This window comes from Planotetraspora silvatica (genome assembly GCF_016863315.1).
Taxonomy (GTDB): Bacteria; Actinomycetota; Actinomycetes; order Streptosporangiales; family Streptosporangiaceae; genus Planotetraspora; species Planotetraspora silvatica.
Genome location: NZ_BOOQ01000042.1, coordinates 111,635 through 132,101 on the forward strand (window position 1 = coordinate 111,635; position 20,467 = coordinate 132,101).

Sequence of the window (20,467 nt, forward strand, 5' to 3'; positions counted from 1 at the left end):
AGTGGGCTCTTAGAGATCCCAGGCCCTGAGTGGACTCACCGGCTCCAGCCTCCCGGGCTTACGAGCTCCCGGACCTGTGGGCTAACGGGGGCTGCGGACTTACGGGCTCCGGCCTCCCGGGGCCGTGGGCTAACGGGCTTGCTGCATCCCGGGCCTGCGGGTTAACGAGGGCTATAGGCTAACGAACCTGCGGGCTAACTTCGGGAACGGCGGGCACCGCTTCCGGCTCGAGCCGGAGCGTCTCCACCTCGCCGGAGACGGCAGTGGCGACATCGCCGGTGACGGCTTCCCCGGGGACCGCCGCCGCGGAGAATGCCTCGGCGAGGTCGGCGTCGTCTGCGCCGTCCTCGTCTGAGCCGTCGTCGGCGGCCAGAGCCTCCGGCGCGAGCGGAACGACGATGCGGAAGGCCGCGCCCTCGCCCGGTGCCGTGCGGACGCTGACCGCTCCCCCATGCGCCCGGATGAGCGAGTCGACGATGGCCAGCCCGAGCCCGCTGCCCCCGGACGGCCTGGTCCTCGACGGATCGGCGCGGTAGAAGCGCTCGAAGACCCGCTCGGCCTCCTCCTTCGTGAGCCCGGGTCCCTGGTCGGCGACCTCGACGAACGCCTGCGCGCCCGTCGCCCCGAGTCGCATCGTGATGGGGGTCCCTCCGGGGGTGTGGATGGTCGCGTTGCTCATCAGGTTTCCGACGACCTGCCGCAGCCGTACCTCGTCCCCCATGACGATGAGGGCCACGTCGCCCTGGACGTCGAGGGACACCTCCCGGTCCGGGCACAGGATCCTGGTGTCGTGGACGGCGTCCGCGGCGACCGCGAGCAGGTCGACGGGCTCCGACTGGAGCGGACGCTGCTGGTCGAGGCGGGCGAGCAGCAGGAGGTCCTCGACGAGCAGGCCCATGCGGGCGGCCTCGCTCTCGATCCGCCCCATCAGCCGGGTCGCGTCGGCGTCCGGAACCTGGCGGTGGAACTCGGCGAACCCCCTGATGGACGTGAGAGGCGTCCGCAACTCGTGGGAGGCGTCCGCGACGAAGCGCCGCATCCTGGCCTCCGACTCGCGGGCGGACGCCTCCGACGCCGCGCGAGCCTCGAAGGCCGTCTCGATCTGGGCCAGCATGCCGTTCAGTGAGCGGGCCAGCCGGCCGACCTCGGTGCGGGGGTCGCGATCCGGGATCCGGCTGCTGAGGTCACCCTGGGCGATGTCCTCCGCCGTCCGCTCGATCTCCGTCAGCGGGCGCAGGCTCCGCCGTACGATCACGACGCCGACGACGGCGAGCACGACCATCACGACGCCGCCGACCAGCAGTTCGATGAGCGCGAGCCGGCCCGTGATCTGACGCACGGAGGCGAAGTCGACGGCGACGACCACGCTGCCGAGGCCGCTGACGGGAACCACCCGCGCGCGCCACAATCCGTCACCCGACACCGCCGGGACGGTACTGGGGGTCTGCGAGCTGACGGCGGCCGGGCCGGGGAGGCTCTCAACGGCCATCCCCGCCTGCGCGGCGATCATCTTGCCCGTCGCGTCGCGGACCTCGACGCGGCCCTCCGGCGGGACCCTGAGCCTGGCCAGGAGTACGGGCCCGCGTTCCAGCCGTACGGCCACGTCGGCGCTGACCATCTCGAGCTGCAGGTCCACGCGGGACACGAGGTAGTGACGGAGGGCGGAGACGCTGCCCACTCCGATGACGGCCATGGCCACGGCGACCAACGCCAGCATGGCCGCGCTCAGCCGGATCCGCAGCGGCGTGCGCCCTGACACGACGCTCAGGCGGCGGACGGCGGTGTCCGCATGACGTATCCGACCCCGCGGAGGGTGTGGATGAGCCGCGGATGGGCGTTGTCGAGCTTGCGGCGCAACACCGAGACGTAGGACTCGACGATTCCGGCGTCACCACGGAAGTCGTAATCCCACACGTGGTCCAGAATCTGCGCCTTGGACAGGACTCTTCCTGCGTTGGCCATGAAGTACCGCAACAGCTTGAACTCGGTCGGTGACAGCGGAACGGCGGACCCCGCGCGCCACACCTCGTGCGACTCCTCGTCGAGCTCGATGTCGGCGAAGGTCAGCCGAGGGGCGATCGCCATCGGGTCGCCGCTCGTCCGGCGGAGCACGGCTCTGATCCTCGCGACGACCTCTTCGAGGCTGAAGGGCTTGGTCACGTAGTCGTCCCCGCCGAGCGTGAGCCCGCGGACCTTGTCCTCCGTCGCGTCTCTCGCGGTGAGGAAGACCACCGGGGTGTGCGTGCCCCCACCGCGGAGCCTGCGCACGATGTCGAAACCGTCCATGTCGGGCAGCATGACGTCGAGAACGATCAGGTCGGGCCGGTGACGCTGGGCGGCCGCGACCGCCTCGCCTCCGTTGGAGGCGGTGTTGACGTCGAATCCCGCGAACCGGAGGCTGGCAGCCAGGAGTTCCAGGATGTTGGGCTCGTCCTCTACGACGAGCAGCCGAGCTTCGGGAGATGCAGTGACCATGGCATGCAGCACTTTAGAAGTTGGAAGTTAAGGCAGCCGTTAAGGCGATATGCCGGGCGATGGCCAGGCTGGACGTCGCGGCAGGTGAAGGGGCGTTCCTGACCAGGACGATCCGTCCGTGCACGTCGATGGCGAAGTCGTCGAGCAGCGCCCCGTCCCGCGCCACGGCCTGGGCCCGGACTCCCCCTCGCGTCCTGACGATGTCGCCGGAGGTCAGCGCGGGAACGTAACGCCGCGCGGCGGACAGGAACGACCCCTTCGCGAGCGAGCCGTACACCTCCCGCACCCCGGTGCGCCAGTGCGTCGCCGCCATCCGCCGGGTGCCCGGCCAGGTCACGATCCGCCGCAGGTCCTTGAGGGAGACGTCACCCCACGAGTAGCCCTCGAGGGCCAGCGCCAGCACCGCGTTGGGCCCGACGAGCACCTCGCCGTCGATCCTGCGGGTCAGGTGGACGCCCAGGAACGGATAACGGGGGTCGGGCACGGGATAGATCAGCCCGCGCACCATGGTCTTCGCCGTGTCCGTCAGCTTGTAGTACTCACCCCGGAAGGGGATGATCCGCAGGTCACCCGGCGCCGCGGCCATGGCCGCCACTCTGTCGGTGCCGAGCCCCGCGCAGGAGATCACCCGGTCGAAGGTGAACCGCGACGTGCCCGCCACGACCTCGACCCCCCGGGACGTCTCCCTGATGCCCCGGACGGGATGCGAGAGCCGTACGGTGCCGCCCGTGTCCGTCACGTCGGCGGCGAGGCGGCGCGCGATGGCCGGGAAGTCGGTGATCGCGGTGTGCGGCGAGTGGACCGCGCCGACGCCGACCGCGTCCGGCTCGATCTCCCGCAGGCCGAGGGCGTCGACCTCCGCGATGCCCGGCACCTGGTTCTCCCTGGCGCGATCGGCTATCCGGCGCAGTCCCGCCATCTCGGAGCGGGTGGACGCGACGACGAGCTTGCCGACCTCGTCGTAGGGCAACCCGTGCTCGGCGCAGTATTCCCTGAGCATCGCCATGCCGTCCCGGCAGAGGGTCGCCTTGAGGGAACCCGGGGTGTAGTAGATCCCCGCGTGGACGACCCCGCTGTTGTGCCCGGTCTGGTGGGCCGCGACCTCGGCTTCCTTGTCCAGCACGGTCACCTCGGCGCCCGACCGCGCCATCTCCCTGGCGACGGCCAGACCGAGGATTCCCGCACCGATGATTCCAAGCTTCATGTCGCTCCGGCGGACAAAAGGCTGAATAAGGGCACCACGCCCGCCATTGTCCCCCAGCCCTCACGGACTCGTCTGCCACTCACCCGAGATCGAACTGACGTTCGGTAGACTGGCGGCCATGTACGTGCCGCCGGGATGGCCGCAGGAGGTCCGCCCGCCCGACAGCCCCGACTGGGAGTCGTCCGCCATGGCGTGGCTGCTCGACGCGGTGCCGCCGGACTACCGCGCCTATGGAGTGCTGCGCCGGCACCCGATCGCGCTGGCGCGGATGGCCGGCCACCACGTGCGCGCGTCGATCCAGGCCGCCAGGGAGGGCTATCGGGGCGCCGCCGTCGACCTGAAGGATCATCTGCCTCCGCACGCCGTCGAGGCGGTGCTGGAGGCTTACCGCAGCGAGGGTCCCCGGCTCGTACGGCTCGCGCAGGCCGTCGATCTCGTCGAGCGGGCCCTCCGGGGTGAGCGGTTCACCGAGAAGCTCCGACGCTGACAGTCACTCGCCGCACCGCCGGCCTCAGCGGGCGGTCCGCCAGGCGATCACGAGGATCACGCCGATCGCTCCGGCGGCGACCGCCACCCATAAGACGATCATCGAGGCGGGGACGCCGGTGTCGCCGGCCTTCTCCGCCGCCGCGGCCGAGTTCCGCGCACCTGGGGTGGCCGCCGGAGAGCGGGTGGCCGCCGCGGGCCGCGCACGGGCCTCCGACGGGAGCGGCACCTCGTAGACCGGGCTCCGCTCACCCTCGGAGCCCGTCAGCAGGGCGGTGCCGTCCGGCGTGTAGGTGACGGACTCGGATTGGTTCAGGGGCGGCATCGTCACGTGCGCGATCAGGTGGTCGGGCGAGCGGAAGACCGAGGCGGAGAAGTACGTCCTGATCACGAAGCTCGAACCGTCGGGGGCGAAGGCCGCGTCGGTGGCCATGATGGGGGCGGACCCGACCCGGCGGAGCACGTTCACCCTGTCGGTCCGCAGCTTGGCGGGCGCCTGGTAGATCGACCCGTCGATTTCCTTGCTCACGACGTAGAGCCGGCCGGAGCGGGGGTCGACCATCAGGCCCTCGGCGTTGCGGGCGCCGTCCTTGTAGCGGAAGCGGTAACGGGTCGCCTGGAGCGTCGCGTCGGCCAGCGTGCGAGGCTCGACGACCTTGTACACGGAGATGTCCGACCAGGCGCCGTCCAGGTTGTCGCCGATGTCGCCGATCCACAACACGCCCCGGCCCGTCTTGGCGTCGACGGAGGTCGCCATCGCCTCCCAGTCCCTGGCGACCGCGCCGGCGAGGGTGAAGGCCGCCCGCGTCCGGCCGTCGAGGCCCACGGCGTAGACCGTCGGCGAGCCGCCGCTGTCGTTGTGCGTGTAGACGACGCCCTTGTGCGTCGGCGAGAACGCCAGCCCGCTGGACTCGGTGACGCGCTTGTCCTTGATCGCGAAGAGGGGCTTGTCGTCGTCGGCGTGGGCGCTCTCCGGCGGAGGCAGGACGGCGACGGAGACGGCGAGGAGACACGCGGCCGGCCAGAACGCCCTCTTGACCCGATCCACCGGCGAGATCCCCATGCGGCAATCATTCCCGATGCGCCGCCCCTCCGCGCCCCAGCCCGAACGCTGGGAGCGCTGTTCTGCCGCCACAGCCTTACGGGGTCAGCTGCACTCACCGGCCGCCTTCTTCTCGGCCACCAGCTTGTCGACTCCCTTCGCGTGATCGGCAGGGCTCTCGGCAGTCGAACTCCTGCTGCGCCGCGTCCTCGTCTTCGGCTTGGGGCCAGCCTGGCGCAGCCGAGTTTGCCGTAGTTTTGCCGCGATGCAGGGTTAGCCCCTGGCCGACCTGCCGTTTCGCCTGTCAGAGACGGGCTGACATCACCCACCAACCGTCAAGAAGTGGTAAGTCGGGTCGGTACGAGACCTGGGTTGGTTGAAACCTAAACCGGAATATGTATACCGTATACAGGACTCCCAAGAGCGGGTCATCCCACCAATTCACGCCCTGGGAGGTGTTCATGGTGGACAACGTAAGACGCAAGCACGTGTCCGAAGAGGCCCGGAGGGACCTTCAGGAGACGCTTCTCCACCTCGTGAGGCTGGCCGGCTCACCCAACGTTCGCCGAATCCTGCTCGGCGAACGACTGTCGTGTGGCGACATCAGGGCGTTCACGGACACGCTGAACGTGGCCTCCTGGCTCGTGACCGAACTGTGGGACTGGCTCCTCGCCTACAAGCCCTCGCTCGTAGGCGAGGTCGTGATCGAGCCACTGCACTGCTGGCGATGCGAGGTCCAGGTATTCCCGCCTCCCGTATCGGGCATGTAGGAAACCAGCAGAAAGCCCCCGCCGAAAGGGGCGGGGGCTCTTCTTGATGTTCCTCAGATGACCCGTACCAATCGGTGGCTCTTCACGTACCAATCGGGCAGCGCGTCAAAGAAGTCAGTGACGTCTTCCCCGGCCTCTTGGAGCAGGACCCCGTACTGCTCCCACTGGCGGATGGCCTCACAGGCGCAAGCCTCTCGGCAGGCATCACACTTCACAGCGCCTCCCCTACGGGAAGCTCGTCGAAGCCACCCGCACGCACGGCCTGCTTCCAAGCCTCGTAATTGGCCAGAGTGGTCATCACGTTCTGGTGGTCGCCCAGGTTGACCGCGAGCACGTCGTACAAATGCGGCAGCGCGTAGCTCCCGCCTCCGACCAGCTTGATGCGCGCCAGTGCCACGTCCCACACGGGTCGGGAGACCCTGGCGACGTTGTTGGGGAACTCGGCTTCCCAGAACAGAACGAAGTTGTGGTTGGTCGAATCGATCGCAGCGCGGAGGCCGCCGGTGCCCGTGCTGCTCACGTCCGTCGACTCCTTCCATTCGGTCATCTGACTTCGTCTCTCATTCCGTGAACGAAATGTTGTAGTTAGTCCGGCCCTCGTAGTACTTGCCGAGCGTCGTGGGGCCATCGAGACCCCTGGAGAGAGCCCAAAGGCCATAGACAGTGGTTGGCGATCGTCATGCTGGCGGCCTTCATCGCGGGGGCTTGGAAGTGTAGGTCAATGAGGTATGCCATGGCATACTACGGATACCATGTCCTACAGTAAACGCCATCGCTGCCATAGCGTGCCTCGGATGCGTAGCGCCAGGTAGTACACCTACCGTTGCCTTCGTGTCATTCGAGTGGAAGCACGATCGCCCCAGGTGGCGACAGGTTTACGAGATGATCAGGGGAGAGATCCTCTCCGGGAACCGCAAGCCCGGCGAACGTATCCCTTCCGTGCTTCAGCTCAATGAGCAATTCGGAATCGCGAATGTCACGGCCCAGAAGGTCATGACTGCCCTGAGGGCCGACGGCCTCATCTACACCGAGCCCGGCATGGGCTCGTTCGTGAGAGATCAGTCGGAGGAGGGCGAGCGCGCGTAAGCGAGCGCCCGCTGGAAGGTCAGCTTGTCGCTCATGGTCGCGTTGGACCAGATCTCGCAGGAGACCGGGGACCGGCTCGCCGCCGCTGCCGTTGCGCGCGTAGACGATGTCCTTGAGGGTCGGCGAGTTCCCGATGCGCCGCCCCTCCGCGTCGCTGCATAGTCTGGCGCGGTGGAATATCAACAACTTGGACGAACCGGCCTACAGGTCAGCAGGCTCTGCCTCGGCACGATGAACTTCGGCCCGCAGACCACCGAAGACGACTCGCACGCGATCATGGATCGCGCCCACGAACTCGGGATCAACTTCTTCGACACCGCCAACGCCTACGGTCAGAAGAAGGGCGAAGGTGTCACCGAGCAGATCATCGGCCGGTGGTTCGCGAAGGGGGGCGGCCGCCGGGAGCGCACCGTCATCGCGACCAAGGTCTACAGCATCATGGGCGACTGGCCGAACGAGCGCCGGCTGTCGGCACTGAGCATCCGACGGGCCGCTGACGCCTCACTGAAGCGTCTGCAGACCGACTACATCGACCTCTACCAGGCCCACCACATCGACAGGAACACGCCGTTCGACGAGTTCTGGGAGGCCATGGAGGTCCTGCGGCAGCAGGGCAAGATCCTGTACGTCGGTTCGTCGAACTTCGCCGGATGGCACCTCGCCAAGGCCCAGGAGGCCGCCCGGCGCCGGAACTTCCTCGGCCTGGTCAGCGAGCAGACGCACTACAACCTGCTCAACCGCCTGCCCGAACTCGAGCTCCTACCGGCCGCGGAGGACTACGGCATGGGCGTGATCCCGTGGAGCCCTCTCGCGGGCGGCCTGCTCTCCGGTGTGCTGAAGAAGCTCGAGAAGGGGCGGTCCGGCACCGACACCATGCTCGCCGAGGTGGACAAGCACCGGAGCAAGATCGAGGAGTACGAGGCGTTCTGCGCGGAGATCGGCGCGGATCCCACCGTCGTGGCGCTCTCCTGGCTGCTCTGCCAGCCCGCGGTCGCCGCTCCGATCATCGGGCCGCGCACGATGGGGCAACTCGAGGGCGCGAACCAGGTCATGCACACGGGAATCGACGAGGACGCGCTCGCCCGTCTCGACGAGATCTTCCCCGGTCCCGGCCACGCCGCCCCCGAGGCGTACGCCTGGTAGGGGTCGGCCCGCCCGCGTCATCCCACCAGTGTCCCGACCACCACGATGAGCACGAGCAGCGCGAGCACCGTGGGCAACAACCAGCGACGAGGACGATCCACGGCAAGGAGCCTAGTCGCGACGGCCGAGTGAATACGCCTCGACGGGCTCGTAACGAACGTGCGGCCCGAGATGGCTTCGCATCAGATGTACGGCTTTCGCCTCCCAGGGGCGCCCACTGAACGTGCTCGTGGCGCGGACCAGGGGCCAAAGGTCGGCCCCGTCCCTTGAGCGGGCCAGGGTGAGGTGGGGATGGAACCGCATGCGGTCCTTCTCCATCGCCCCGGCCCGCCGCGCCCCCGCCGCGAGCGAGTCCGCCAGCCCCTTCAGGGACGGGCCGTCGCCGAGGCCGGCCCAGAAGACCCTCCCGTGAGCCGGAGAGGGAAAGGCTCCGGACCCCGCGAACGACAACGTCGCCGCCGGATGGCGGGAGGCGGCTCTTGCCAGCCGTACGTGCAGGTCGGGCAGCACCCGGTCGGGGACCTCGCCGAGGAAGGCGAGGGTCACGTGCCACAGGGCCGGGTCGATCCAGCGCAGGCCCGGCCATTCGGCCCGCGCGGGGGCGATCGCCGCGGCGACCTCCTCCAGCGCGTCAGACGGCGGCAACAGCGCCAGGAACAACCTGCTCACTGACCGATTGTTCCCCAGCGGCCGCGCGGGCGGCGACGACCTTGGTCAGCAGTGCGGCGAGGCCGACGCCCACGACACTCAGCGCGCCGGCGATCACGACCGCGACCCGGGGGCCCGCCGACTCGGCCAGCCATCCCACGAGCGGCGACCCGACGGGCGCTCCCGCCGTGAAGACGAGCACGTAGATCCCCATGACCCGGCCGCGCATCTCCGGCGACGAACCGAGTTGCACCATGGTGTTCGCGGTGGTGTTGACCGTGATCATGGCCATCCCCGCCGGGATCAACAGGAGCAGGAAGGCCGCGTAGTCGGGGGCGATGCCGGCGGCGATCTGGAAGACGCCGAAGCACGCGGATCCGGCGAGCAGGAAGCGGCGGCTCTGCTTGACCCGCCGTGCCGCCAGCAACGCGCCCCCGAGGGCCCCCACGGCGAACGCGCTGGACGCGATGCCGAACGACGACGCGCCCGCGCCGTACACCTCCCTGGCCATGAGGGCGATGCTGGTCGTGAAGCTCTGCGCGAAGATCGCCATGAAGCCGACGATGAGCAGCGGCAGCAGAAGATCCGGCCGCTCGAAGACGTAGCGCAGCCCCTCCCTGAGCTGGCCTCTGGCCCGCGGAACCGGCTCGGGGCTGCGCAGCTCCGACCCCCGCATCAGGATCAGCCCGGTGATCACGGCGGCGAACGACACCGCGTTCAGCAGGAAGATCGGGCCGGTTCCCATCCAGTAGATGAGCACGCCCGCGACGGCGGGGCCGACGACCCTGGCCAGGTTGAACGTCGAACTGTTGAGCGCGATCGCGTTCGGCAGGTCCTTGCGGCCCACCATCTCCACGACGAACGACTGCCGCGTCGGGACCTCGACACAGGAGACCAGGCCGAGGGTGAAGGCCATCACGTAGACGTGCCACACCTGCACGGAGCCGGTCAGGACGAGCACGCCCATGCTGAGCGCGAGCAGGCCCATCAGCGTCTGGGCCACGACCAGCACGCGCCGCTTGGGGTAGCGGTCCGCGAGCATCCCGCCCCACAGGCCGAACAACATCACCGGCAGGAACTGCAGCGCGACGGTCACGCCGAGCGCGGAGCCGCTGCCGCCCGTGAGATCGAGGACCAGCCAGTCCTGCGCCGTCCGCTGCATCCATGTGCCGACGTTGGACACCACACCACCGGCCGCGAACAGCCGGTAGTTGTAGTTGCGCAGCGAACGGAACATCCCCCCTACATCTGGGAGAGCCTCGCCAGAATCGGGGCGGCCACGCGCAGCGCCGCCCTCTCCTCCGGCGTCAGCTCCTTGAGCTGCCGCGCCAGCCAGGCTTCCTTCATCCGGCGCTCCTCCTTGAGCAGCGCCGTCCCCGCCTCCGTCAGGCGGACGGTGACCTGCCGCCGGTCCGTCGGGTGGGGTTTGCGTGCCAGCAGACCCCGCTCCTCCAGCTTGGCGATCACCCGTGTCATCGAGGGCGGCTGCACCTTCTCGTGCTCCGCCAGCTCTCCGGGGGTCATCTCGGTGTGGCTCTCTACAGCCGCCAGCGTCGCGAGTTGAGTGGGGGTCAGCGAGTGGTGCGCGCCCTGCTTGCGCAGCCGACGGTTCAGCCGCGCGAGCGAAACGCGCAACGCGGACGCGAGGCCGGCGTCGCTGCGTAGGTTCTCTGTCTTTGTTAGCATGTCTCATTACCTTTGCTAACTTTATGTCGCGCCGCGATATTCCGCAATTCGCGAGCTCAGAGCCTCGCGGGCGCGAGGCGGTCCCCCAGTGTGACGCAGCCACGGGGACCAGGTCGCCCCCTCGCCGCCGCAGGAAAGTCCCGGCTTCCCGAACAGGCCGTTTGCGCGCACCATTCTAACGATGTTAGATTCAACCTAACTGCGTTAGAAAGGAGCCGTCCATGAGCCCGGCGGCACGTCTGGACATCGAGTCGATCCTCCGTGAGGTGTTCGACCTCCTCGATCAGGAGGGCTTCGCCGCGCTCTCGATGCGCACACTGGCCGCGCGACTCGACGTGAAGGCGGCGTCGCTCTACTACCACGTGCCGAACAAGGCCGCGCTGCTCCAACTGGTCGCGGACCGCGTCGCCGCAGAGGTGATCGCGACGCTCACCCCCGGCCTGGGATGGCGTGAACTGCTGCACGGAACGGCACACGCCCTGCGGGCCACCCTGCGCACCCATCCGGGCGCCGCCGCGGTCGTCGCCGTACGGAACGTGTCGCCCGACGTGTTCGAGAAGGCGATCCCCCTGGTACTGGCCTCGATGCACGCGGGCCTGAGCGTCACCGACGAGGAGGCGCTGTTCCTGGTGCAGTCGCTCTACATCCTCGTGAACGGCCACGCCCTCGCCGAGTTCGGCGAGGCCCCTGAACCGCCTGTCGCACCCCAGACGTACTACGACGCCTGGTTCGACATCGCCGTCTCCACGTTCCTCGCCGGAGTCCAGGCGCGTCACGGCGCCTGAGCCCACTCCCGAACGAAAGGGCTCCCCCATGTTCACCGTCGCGCTCGTCCTGCTGATCGTGGCCGACGCCTACTTCGTCCTCACCACGCTCGTGGACCTCTTCCCGTTCAATAACGTGCGGGAGGCGAAGAGGTCGGAACAGATCACCGAGGTGTCCGTCAACGGGCCCGTCATGCTTGTCCCCGCCGTGCTCCTCGGGGTGGCGGGCCTCACCGGACTGCCGGTCCTCGCCTACGCCGGAGGGGGCCTCGAACTGCTCGTCGTCCTCGGCGGCCTGGCCCTGTGGTGGCTGCCCTATCTCGTCGGAGTGACGGTGCCCTGGGCGACCGCGGGCACCGGAGAGAGCTGGGCCGGACTGCACGCACGGACCTACGCGAAGACCATCATCGTGCTCCCCGCCCGGAAGGACCGGCCGCGCCCCAACCTCGAGCACATGATCCTGCACATCCTCATCCTCGCCGCCGCGATCTGCACGTTCGCCGCCGCCGGCGCGGTGTGACGCCCTCCCGTCACGGGGCTGGCCTCCGTGCGGGACGGCCGGCCCGGACTGCACGACCAGGCCGTCATGGTGGTCGATCCGACACCATGACGGCCTGCGACATCAGCCGATCCCGAGAAGGCTCTTGATCGGCTCCAGCGCGAAGTAGACGACGAAGAGGATCCCCACGAGCCACAGCAGCGGGTGGACCTCCTTCGCCTTGCCGCGCAGGGCCTTGATCACGATGTAGCTGACGAAGCCCGCGCCGATTCCCACGGTGATCGAGTAGGTGAACGGCATCAGCACGATCGTCAGGAACGCCGGGATCGCGATCTCGAAGTCGCTGAAATCGATCTCCTTGATCTGGGTCATCATCAGGAAGCCCACGATCACGAGCGCGGGCGTCGCCGCCTCGAACGGCACGATCTCGGTCAACGGCGCGAAGAACATCGCGAGCAGGAAGAGCACTCCGGTGACCACACTCGCCAGTCCCGTACGGGCGCCCTCCCCCACACCCGAGGCCGACTCGATGTAGGTGGTGTTCGACGAGACGCTGGCCGCGCCGCCCGCCGCCGCGGCGAGGGAGTCGACCAGCAGGATCTCGCGGGTCCGCTCCATCGTGCCGTCCTCCCGGACGAGCCCGGCCTGGCGGCCGACGCCGACGATCGTGCCCATGGTGTCGAAGAAGTCGGCCAGCATCAGCGTGAAGACCAGCAGGACCGCCGCGAGACCGCCGATCTGGGCGAAGGCGCCGAACAGGCTGAACTGGCCGAGCAGCGAGAGGTCGGGAACCTCAATGATCTTGGACGGCAGGGCGGGCACGTTGAGGCTCCACCCGTTCGGCTTCGCGGGCTGGGACCCGAGCTTGCCGATCAGTTCCACCACCACCGCGAAGATCGTCGTCCCGACGATGCCGATGAGGATGGCGCCCTTCACCTTGCGCGCGACCAGGAACGCCGTCGCGATCAGGCCGACGACGAAGACCAGCGTCGGCCAGCCGGTCAGCGAGCCGTTGCCGAGCGAGCCGAACTGGACGGGGACGGTGGTGTTCGCCGCGTCGGGGATGCGCCGTACGAATCCCGCGTCGACGAACCCGATGAGCGCGACGAACAATCCGATCCCGACGCTGATCGCGGTCTTGAGCTGGGCGGGGATGGCGTTGAACACCGCGACCCTGAAGCCGGTCACCACCAGAATGGCGATGACGACGCCCTCCAGCACCACCAGGCCCATGGCGTCTTCCCAGGACATCTGGCTGGCGATGCCGAAGGCGAGGAAGGCGTTCAGGCCGAGACCGGTGGCCAGGGCGAACGGCACCCGGCCGAACACGCCCATCGCGATCGTGACGATTCCGGCCACGAACGCCGTCGCGGCCGCGACCAGCGGGGTGTTGGAGGCGCTGCCGTCGCCGAGATACTGCCCGGTCTTGTCCGCGACGGTTCCGATGATGAGGGGGTTGAGGACGACGATGTAGGCCATCGTGAAAAAGGTGGCGACGCCGCCGCGGATCTCCTGGCCCATGGTGGAGCCACGCGCTGAGATCGAAAAATAGCGATCAAGTGCAGTGGAACTGCTGGTCTGCTTCACGCGCGCAGAGTGACAGGGTGACACCTTTGACGAAAAGACGCAGTTGTCCTTTTGTGACTAATTCGTCATCCGGGGTCATCCCGATTCCCGCGACCTCTTAAGCTTGCGGAGTGACCCAGCCGCGCCGACCGGATCCCCAACCGCTCAAGACGAACGACACCACGACCTTCGTGGTGGGAACAGCCCTATGGGCGATCGCCCTGGTGGTGCTGCTGATCATCCGACCGGTGCACACGTGGTCGATCTGGACCTGCGTGGCAGGGATCGGCCTGGGCCTGTTCGGCGTCTACTACGTCCACCGCCGCGACTCCCGCCGCCGCTGACGCGGCGGCGGCACACCGCCGGAGCCGGGCCCTGTCAGCCGAGCGCGGTCACCGGATCGAGATCCGCCTCGGCCAGCAGCAGCGGAACCCTGCCGGGATCCCGCAGGAGCGCGGCCACCGCGAGCCGGTCGCCCCACTGCCCGGACGCCCACGCGAGGCCTCTGGCCAGGCCCTCCACGCCCGAGGCGTGAACCTTGCCCTCGAAGAAGCGCCAGGGCACCGGCCTGCCGTCCACCAGCAGATCGTCGTGCTCGACATAGCTCAGCGGCGTCGAAGGCAGCAGCGAGCGCACCTCCGGCGGCACCGGCCGCTCCACCCCTGACGACGTCACCGCCCCCGTGACGACCTCTCCCACCAGGGGCAGGTCGAGCACCTCCGACAACGCCTCCGCGAGGTCGAACGGCGCCAGCACGAGCGGCCGGTCCTCGACCAGGGGCAGCAGGTCGGGCGCCTCCACGACGACGGGGCCCTCCTCGGCCTCCGCCACCACGATCGCCCCCTTCAGCACGGCCCGGACCGCGTCCGGCGGGCTCACCCGGGAGGGGTCCACCCCCGCCAGCGCCGTCCACAGGGAGCGCAGTTGCGCCCGGTCGACCTCGGCCGAGGAGTCGGCGAGCTGGTCGAGCAGTTCCTCAGGCCCGCCGTGCGAGGCCAGCAACTCCTCGAGCGACGACCTGACGCCGATCATCTTCAGCGCGCTCTCGTCGATCCCCACCGGGGCGTCGCCGTACAGGCCGAACAGCAGAGGGTCGCCGGAGGCGAGCCTGAGTGTCGTGGGCAGGCGGCCGTCGAGCACCGGATGGCGCGACAACCACCAGGACGTGTACGACGGAACCTCGACCGTCTCGCCGGCCACGAGCACGCGGAGCGGCCGCAGCGCGGCACGCAGCGGCGGCCGGGAGAGCAGGCCCAGCGCGGAGGTCCAGTCGGCGACATACTCCAGGTCGCGGACGGCGGTGAACTCCCTGGCCACCGGCGGCACGTCGAACTCGGGCAGCAGATCGAGGACGGCCTCGATCCACTCGTCCTCGAGATCGAGGTCGTGATCGCACTCGGACAGGTCGAGCAGGACGTCGGAGTCGTTGACCACGGCGAACCCGTCGAGCACTCCCGCCGCCGCCAGAACGTGCGAGCCGTACTTCTCCACCAGGTCGGCCGCGGCGACGCCGAAGGGCACGTCCTGGTCGATCAGCCCGGCCAGCGAACCGCCCTCGAGGAGCAGGTCGCCCGCCGCGTAGAGCTCGCCGTCGGCGCCTCGCAACGCCAGCTCCGACAACCATGGGGCCTCGCCGGCCGTGAGCCCCGCCGCGTCGACCAGAGCCAGCACGGCCTGGGACACCGGCTCGGGATCGGCGCTGTCGAGCGACTCGGTCACGGCGGCGTGGGTGAGCGGGTCCTCGAGGACCGTCCTCGGCGTCGCCTCGGCCGCGCCCAGCCGGAGCAGCAGCGGATGCACGGCGTCGGGGTGCACGATCCGCAGGCCCAGGGGGCCGAGCAGGGCCGGGTCGAGGGGCGGCCGGGCATCCGAGCCCGGTCCGGAGCCCTCAGCCCCGTCGAGAGCCTCTGAGAGCGTCCCAGACAGCACCAGCGTGCCGCGGGGCCCGCGGACCAGCCGTCCGTCGGCGAGCGGCACCGGGACCGCCCCGATGGCCTCGAGGTCGTCGGCGGGCAGCACCGCGTAGAACGACCGCCACCACGACGGGTCCTTGTCCTGTACGGCGTCGCCGGACAACATGTCCACGACGTCGGCGAGCTCCACCCTCCTGACGCCCAGGGTGGTGAGGGCGGGATTGCGTGACGCCCAGCCCGCGGGCAGCAGCCCGGGCACCATGTCCGCGATCTTGTCGAGGAACTCCTGCGACCCCGCGACCGCCCGCGCCTGGTTGCCCGGAAGGACTCCGGAGATCGACGGGAGCAGCGGCGTGCCGGGCAGCAGCCTGACGATCTCCCTGCGGATGGCGGCGTCGAGCTCTCCCTTGCCCATCATCCCGGGCACGAGGTCGAGCAGGGCCGGAGTGGCGGGCAGGTCCTGGAGCAGCCGGACGTACGCCTGCGCGGCCCGGCCGACGAGGAAGTCGGTGAGCGGTCCGGGAGCGACGTGCCTCCGGTCGGTGGTCAGCGGGAACGTGGCGATCAGCAGGGCCGGCAGATCGAGGGGCTCGTCGCTCGGCGTCGGCGCGTGCACCACTCTCGGGGTGCGCGCCTCGGGGTGGACGGCCCACCGGACCTCCCAGTACGGCCGGGCCCGCTCCTCGGTGGGCCGTCCGGCGAAGAGCTCGGCGACCTGTTCGGGCGTGAACGCCCCCGACTCCGTCGCGATCCGCCAGCCGTCAGTGGAGATCGTGCGGGCGTGCCCGTCGATCTCGATCTCGACGGTCTCGAGTGCGGGCATCGCCAGGGGCAGCGCCGGTCCGGCCTCCTCCAGCATCCGCCGTACGGCCTGCTCGGCCGCGTCATCGCGGAGCGGGAGCCGTACCAGCGTGTCGAAGCCCTCGGGGACCGCCACGGCCTCCGTGGTCTCGGAGGGCCGGGCGGCCGTCTCAGTGGTCGTCTCGGCGGTCTCGCCGGTCTCCACGGGGAACGGCAGGCGCAGCAGCGGCACGTGGCCATCACGGCCGGCCAGCTCGCCGGCGAGTTCGGGACGGGCGCCCACGAGGGCGTTCGTCTCCGCGCGCGACCAGCGGACGCCTCCGGTCTCCCGCGAGACGATCGAGGGCTCGTCGCAGACCGACACCACGGCGGCGAAGCCGACGCCGAAGCGACCGGCGGCGCCCGCCTCGTCCCTCTTCCCGGAGACGCGCAGCGTGGAAAGGCCCTCGACCCCCGCCTCGTCCAGCGGGGCGCCGGTGTTGGCCGCCAGGAGCACGCCGTGCCGCAGCGACAGCCTCAGGCGGCCCGGCACTCCGGCGCGCAGAGCGGCGTCCGCCGCGTTCTGGGCCAACTCGACGACCAGCCGGTCGCGATAGCCGCCGAGCGCGAAGTCCTCCTCCGCGTTGGCGTCCTCACGGAAGCGGGCGGGCGAGGCCGTCCAGGCGGCGAGGACCGTCTCGCGCAATCTCCGGGTGTCGAACATGTCAGGAGTGACCGAGCGGCTCGGAGCCGGTCGCGTCGACCGAACCTGATTCCATGAGGTCGTCGTAACCCAGGTCGTCGAGGATCGGCGGCTGGGCCTCCACGACCATCGAGGGGACCGTGGTCGCCTCGGAGTGGGCGCCGCATCCGTGGTCGGCGGCGACCACGCGGCCGTCGTCGGGGGCGTACTCGTTCGCGCAGACGCCGAAGCCGAGCCGCAGGGTGCCCGACAGAGGCCAGTAGAACCCGCAGGTCGAGCATTGGGCGGGAGCCGCGTGCGCGAGCGGGGTGTGCGGGCCCGCCTCTCCGGAATGCCAGCGCTCCACGGCCAGGTCCCGGCCGACCGGCGAAAGCACACGGGCCCGGCCCAGGCCGTACTCGAAGATCATCTGCTCGTCGAGATCGTCGCCGGTGGCGGTGTAGCCGGGAGTGAGGCGGTCGTCGTCGGCCTCGGCCGGCAGCAGGTCGCCGACACCGAGATCGCCGGGGAGCAGGCGCTCGTTCCACGGCACCCACGCCGGAGCGAGCAGCGCGCCCGTCCCGGGCAGCAGCACGGTCTCGCTCACGGTGACGTTGCGCGCGCGGGAGGCCCGGGTGACCGTGATCGCCCATCGCCAGCCCGAGTAGGCCCGCTCCAGGCATTCGAAGTAGTGGGTGACCAGCCGATCGCCATCGCCCTCGAAGCCCAGATGCGCCCCCACTTCACCCGGGCGGGCCATCTCCTCGGCAACTGCTCGGGCCAAGTCGACGGCATCGGCACACGCCTGGTCGACTGGAGTGCTTCGGATTCGGGTACGACTCACACTCCATTTTCACCCACGCCGAGAGCGGACCGCACCGGCTCTATGGGGTAACACTGAAAGGGATGTCGGTGCCTATGGTGAATTTTTGGCCGAAAGTTGTGCGTGCTGTGGGAGCGCCGGGTCGGGCTACACGGCGGCTCACACATGCGAATGGCGCTGACCGAACCGGCCTCGGACGACTGATCGAACTGACCGCCGCCCACTCGGCGGGCGACGCGCTGATCACGGTGTCGCTGGCCGGCGCGCTGCTCTTCCGGCTGCCCGTCGGACAGGCGCGCGGCCAGGTCGCGCTCTACCTGCTGATCACGATGGTCCCGTTCGCCGTCGTGGCGCCCTTCGTCGGGCCCGTGCTCGACCGTTTCCGTTCCGGGCGCCGCTACATCATGGCCGGGACGCTTTTCGCGCGCGGACTGCTGTGCTGGGGCATGGCCGGCGCCGTCCACTCCTCCGACGCGCTCACGCTCTTCCCGTCCGCCCTGGCGGTGCTCGTGTTGTCCAAGGCCTACAACGTGTCCCGGGCGGCGATCATGCCGAGCGTGCTGCCCGCCGACATCCCGCTGGTGACGGCGAACGCCAGGGTCTCCCTTTTCGCCCTGGTCTCCGCGGGGGTGGGGGCGGCGGCGTCGACCGGGGTGGCCGCCCTGGTGGGACCCGAATGGGTGTTGCGCGCCACGATGCCGCTCTTTCTCGCCGCCGGCGTCGTCGCCGTACGGCTCCCGCGGCACGTCGACTCGCCCGACGTGGAGGTGGAGGCCGACGAGCCCGTGAGGCCGCCGAGATGGCGGACCACCCTCAGCGTGGGCCAGGTGGTCGGCGAGGCGATGACCGCGAACGCCGCCATCCGCGTCCAGGCCGGCTTCCTGGTGTTCTTCCTGCTCTTCCTGGTGCAGGACCACCATCTCCACGGACTCGCCCCCGAGGCCGCCCTGACCCTGCTCGCGCTCGCGGCGGGGGGAGGCGGCCTGGCCGGCGCGGCGGTCGCCTCGTGGTCCCGCTCCCGCTCTCCGCTCCTGACGGTGTTGGTCACGCTCGCCGTCACGACCGTCACCACTGTCGCGGCGGCGTTCTTCTTCTCGCTGTGGACGGCCCTCGTCGTCGCCCTGGTGGGCGCCTTCGGCCAGAGCCTCGGCAAGCTCGCGCTCGACGCCATCGTCCAGCGGGAGATCGGCGAGGAGGTCCGGTCGTCCACCTTCGGCGTCGTGGAGACGCTGCTGCAGATCGCCTGGGTGTTCGGCGGCCTGCTCGGCCTCGTGATGTCGTTGTTCACGCCCGGCCCCGCGGGACTCGCGGTGGTCTCCGTGGGGCTCGCGTTCTCCTTCGTCTGGCTTCTCGCCGTACGACGCAGGCGGCTGGCGACCGTCACCCCCGAGCCGGCCGGATAGCCGCGCCGCCTGCCGCGTTATCCGTCGATGTCGTCGGCCACCGCCCGCAGCACCGTCGCCACCTTCTTGGCGTGGGCCACGTCGGGATGCTTACCCCTCTGGTAGGAGTTCGAGATGTCGTCGAGGAGCTTGATCAGATCCTCGACGATGACCACCATCTCGTCCGGACCCTTCCGCTTGCCCTTGGGTTTGGCGGCCTTCGCCAGCGTGGGCGGCTGCTCCAGGACCCGGACCGACAAGGCCTGCTGGCCGCGACGTCCCTCGGCCACACCGAACTCGACCCGCTGCCCCGGCTTCAGCGCCTCCGTGCCCCTGGGAAGCGCCGAAGAATGTACGAATACCTCACCGCCGTCATCGCGCGTGAGAAAGCCGAAACCCTTGTCGGCGTCATACCACTTGACCTTGCCACTCGGCACAGGGGTGACCTCGTTCAGACTGTCGTGAAGGTGATTGGAAGTAGGTTATGCCCTGAGAGGGCCCCTGCGGACCCCCACTCTGGGAAGTAAGCCTGCACATCACGAGATCGACGCGCGAGTGGTTTATCGGCGATTGTTTCCGCTTTCTCAGGGGGGCGGATCGAGCAGTCGAAAGGCCAGCCAGGACACCGCGGCGGCGGTTCCGAGAATGAACAGCACACCGCTCACGTTGTGAAACGACACCATGAACGCCTGGACGCCTCCGCCCTCCGAACGTGCCGCTCCGAGCAGGACCCCGCCGACCGCGTACGCCACGACCGGGGCGGCCAAGCCGATCAGCCGGTCGGAGAACGACCAGCCTTGGCAGGAGAGCAGGGTCAGGGCGGCCGCCGCCCACACGATCCCGGGCACGGGGAAGATCGCCACGGTCGCCAGGCGGAACGGGACGAGCAGGCCGGCCACCACGAGCAGGACGAGCGCCAGCGTCTCGCGGCGGTTGTTCAGGAAGATCGTCCGGGCGTCCCTCCCCCCGGTGGCCATCGGGTTTCCCCCCGCCATCGCCGCCCGGCGCAACCGCGTCAGCGGGGCCGGCCGATCGGCCTGGCGGGAGATCCGCTCCCTCGCGATCCGGCGGCCGTGGCTCACGCCGGGAGGCGGCCGCCTGTAGTCGGCCACCTCGGGAGGAACCCCTCGCCTCGGTTCCCCGTCGTCGACGACGACCGGGAACACCGCCGTGTCGTCCTCCCCGACCGGTTGGGCGGCCTGGTGCGCGGTCGGCTGGACGGCATGCTCGGCGGCCGCGAGCCTGCGGATCTCCCGGTCGATCAGATCGTCCGGCGTTCCGAACCCGGCGATGACCTTCGCGACGTGCCTGGCGTCCTCGCTGCCTCCGCGCGCCCGCTCGACGCTGGCCCGGAGCCGCTGGACGTAGTCGAGCCGCTGTTCGGGGCGCAGCCTGCCATGAGCGGCGTCTGCCACCTTGCTGACGAACTCGAGAACGAGCTGGTCCGCACGCTCGATCATGCTCGTCATACTGCCTCAGCGCTCGCGCCTGGTCGAGTGATGCTCGAAAAATGCGGCC

At 69.6% G+C, this 20,467-nt stretch carries 21 protein-coding genes; 8 read left to right on the forward strand and 13 right to left on the reverse strand.

What is annotated here, in order from left to right:
- Window positions 1-178: 178 nt before the first annotated feature.
- The 3 genes from Psi02_RS29380 to lhgD are packed head-to-tail and all read right to left on the reverse strand — an operon-like array spanning window position 179 to window position 3,679.
- Window positions 179-1,759: a HAMP domain-containing sensor histidine kinase gene (locus Psi02_RS29380; protein ID WP_239095254.1), complete on the reverse strand. Its 1,581-nt coding sequence runs from the start codon at window positions 1,757-1,759 to the stop codon at window positions 179-181.
- Window positions 1,760-1,764: 5 nt separating this feature from the next.
- Window positions 1,765-2,475, reverse strand: coding sequence for a response regulator transcription factor (locus Psi02_RS29385; protein ID WP_203979089.1), 711 nt, complete (start codon window positions 2,473-2,475; stop codon window positions 1,765-1,767).
- Between the two features lie 13 nt (window positions 2,476-2,488).
- Window positions 2,489-3,679, reverse strand: coding sequence for an L-2-hydroxyglutarate dehydrogenase (gene lhgD, locus Psi02_RS29390; RefSeq protein WP_203979090.1), 1,191 nt, complete (start codon window positions 3,677-3,679; stop codon window positions 2,489-2,491).
- Window positions 3,680-3,797: 118 nt separating this feature from the next.
- Here lhgD and Psi02_RS29395 point away from each other — a divergent pair, with 118 nt between their 5' ends.
- Complete coding sequence (locus Psi02_RS29395) at window positions 3,798-4,166, forward strand: hypothetical protein (RefSeq protein WP_203979091.1); 369 nt, start codon at window positions 3,798-3,800, stop codon at window positions 4,164-4,166.
- 24 nt (window positions 4,167-4,190) lie between these two features.
- Here the strand turns inward: Psi02_RS29395 and Psi02_RS29400 are convergent, their stop codons facing one another.
- A complete protein-coding gene (locus tag Psi02_RS29400; protein ID WP_239095255.1) occupies window positions 4,191-5,228 on the reverse strand; it encodes a hypothetical protein in 1,038 nt (345 codons plus the stop codon).
- A gap of 440 nt (window positions 5,229-5,668) precedes the next feature.
- Between Psi02_RS29400 and Psi02_RS29405 the strand changes: the two genes are divergently transcribed.
- Window positions 5,669-5,977 carry a hypothetical protein gene (locus Psi02_RS29405; protein ID WP_203979092.1) on the forward strand — a complete coding sequence of 103 codons (309 nt, stop codon included), beginning with the start codon at window positions 5,669-5,671 and terminating at the stop codon, window positions 5,975-5,977.
- 211 nt (window positions 5,978-6,188) lie between these two features.
- Here Psi02_RS29405 and Psi02_RS29410 read toward each other — a convergent pair whose 3' ends face one another.
- Window positions 6,189-6,524: a hypothetical protein gene (locus Psi02_RS29410; RefSeq protein ID WP_203979093.1), complete on the reverse strand. Its 336-nt coding sequence runs from the start codon at window positions 6,522-6,524 to the stop codon at window positions 6,189-6,191.
- Window positions 6,525-6,808: 284 nt separating this feature from the next.
- Here Psi02_RS29410 and Psi02_RS29415 point away from each other — a divergent pair, with 284 nt between their 5' ends.
- Window positions 6,809-7,063, forward strand: a complete 255-nt coding sequence (locus Psi02_RS29415) for a GntR family transcriptional regulator (RefSeq protein WP_239095256.1) — start codon at window positions 6,809-6,811, stop codon at window positions 7,061-7,063.
- 171 nt (window positions 7,064-7,234) lie between these two features.
- Complete coding sequence (locus Psi02_RS29420; protein WP_203979094.1) at window positions 7,235-8,206, forward strand: aldo/keto reductase; 972 nt, start codon at window positions 7,235-7,237, stop codon at window positions 8,204-8,206.
- Between the two features lie 111 nt (window positions 8,207-8,317).
- Here Psi02_RS29420 and thpR read toward each other — a convergent pair whose 3' ends face one another.
- The 3 genes from thpR to Psi02_RS29435 are packed head-to-tail and all read right to left on the reverse strand — an operon-like array spanning window position 8,318 to window position 10,540.
- Window positions 8,318-8,875 (reverse strand): RNA 2',3'-cyclic phosphodiesterase, encoded by a 558-nt coding sequence (thpR, locus tag Psi02_RS29425; protein WP_203979095.1) that lies wholly within the window; start codon window positions 8,873-8,875, stop codon window positions 8,318-8,320.
- The gene (locus Psi02_RS29430; protein ID WP_203979096.1) at window positions 8,838-10,091 is read right to left on the reverse strand and encodes an MFS transporter; all 1,254 of its coding nucleotides are present in this window, start codon (window positions 10,089-10,091) and stop codon (window positions 8,838-8,840) included. Before Psi02_RS29430 ends, thpR begins: the two co-directional genes overlap by 38 nt.
- Window positions 10,092-10,096: 5 nt before the next feature.
- On the reverse strand, window positions 10,097-10,540 hold the full coding sequence (locus tag Psi02_RS29435; RefSeq protein ID WP_203953264.1) for a MarR family winged helix-turn-helix transcriptional regulator: 444 nt from the start codon (window positions 10,538-10,540) through the stop codon (window positions 10,097-10,099).
- A gap of 221 nt (window positions 10,541-10,761) precedes the next feature.
- Between Psi02_RS29435 and Psi02_RS29440 the strand changes: the two genes are divergently transcribed.
- Both Psi02_RS29440 and Psi02_RS29445 read left to right on the forward strand, forming a co-directional pair.
- On the forward strand, window positions 10,762-11,325 hold the full coding sequence (locus Psi02_RS29440) for a TetR/AcrR family transcriptional regulator (protein ID WP_203979097.1): 564 nt from the start codon (window positions 10,762-10,764) through the stop codon (window positions 11,323-11,325).
- Window positions 11,326-11,353: 28 nt separating this feature from the next.
- Window positions 11,354-11,824, forward strand: coding sequence for a hypothetical protein (locus Psi02_RS29445; protein WP_203979098.1), 471 nt, complete (start codon window positions 11,354-11,356; stop codon window positions 11,822-11,824).
- Between the two features lie 102 nt (window positions 11,825-11,926).
- Here Psi02_RS29445 and Psi02_RS29450 read toward each other — a convergent pair whose 3' ends face one another.
- Window positions 11,927-13,324, reverse strand: coding sequence for an NCS2 family permease (locus tag Psi02_RS29450; RefSeq protein WP_203979121.1), 1,398 nt, complete (start codon window positions 13,322-13,324; stop codon window positions 11,927-11,929).
- Between the two features lie 176 nt (window positions 13,325-13,500).
- Between Psi02_RS29450 and Psi02_RS29455 the strand changes: the two genes are divergently transcribed.
- Window positions 13,501-13,713: a DUF2530 domain-containing protein gene (locus tag Psi02_RS29455; protein WP_203979099.1), complete on the forward strand. Its 213-nt coding sequence runs from the start codon at window positions 13,501-13,503 to the stop codon at window positions 13,711-13,713.
- A 34-nt stretch (window positions 13,714-13,747) separates the two neighbouring features.
- Here the strand turns inward: Psi02_RS29455 and Psi02_RS29460 are convergent, their stop codons facing one another.
- Together Psi02_RS29460 and Psi02_RS29465 are read right to left on the reverse strand one after the other, a co-directional pair.
- Window positions 13,748-16,786, reverse strand: coding sequence for a sacsin N-terminal ATP-binding-like domain-containing protein (locus Psi02_RS29460; protein ID WP_203979100.1), 3,039 nt, complete (start codon window positions 16,784-16,786; stop codon window positions 13,748-13,750).
- Between the two features lies 1 nt (window position 16,787).
- Window positions 16,788-17,588 carry a DUF3027 domain-containing protein gene (locus Psi02_RS29465; RefSeq protein WP_203979101.1) on the reverse strand — a complete coding sequence of 267 codons (801 nt, stop codon included), beginning with the start codon at window positions 17,586-17,588 and terminating at the stop codon, window positions 16,788-16,790.
- Window positions 17,589-17,815: 227 nt separating this feature from the next.
- Here Psi02_RS29465 and Psi02_RS29470 point away from each other — a divergent pair, with 227 nt between their 5' ends.
- Window positions 17,816-18,970: an MFS transporter gene (locus tag Psi02_RS29470; RefSeq protein ID WP_239095257.1), complete on the forward strand. Its 1,155-nt coding sequence runs from the start codon at window positions 17,816-17,818 to the stop codon at window positions 18,968-18,970.
- Window positions 18,971-18,987: 17 nt separating this feature from the next.
- Here the strand turns inward: Psi02_RS29470 and Psi02_RS29475 are convergent, their stop codons facing one another.
- The gene (locus Psi02_RS29475) at window positions 18,988-19,386 is read right to left on the reverse strand and encodes a cold-shock protein (protein WP_203979103.1); all 399 of its coding nucleotides are present in this window, start codon (window positions 19,384-19,386) and stop codon (window positions 18,988-18,990) included.
- A gap of 147 nt (window positions 19,387-19,533) precedes the next feature.
- On the reverse strand, window positions 19,534-20,409 hold the full coding sequence (locus Psi02_RS29480; protein WP_203979104.1) for a hypothetical protein: 876 nt from the start codon (window positions 20,407-20,409) through the stop codon (window positions 19,534-19,536).
- Window positions 20,410-20,467: the final 58 nt, after the last annotated feature.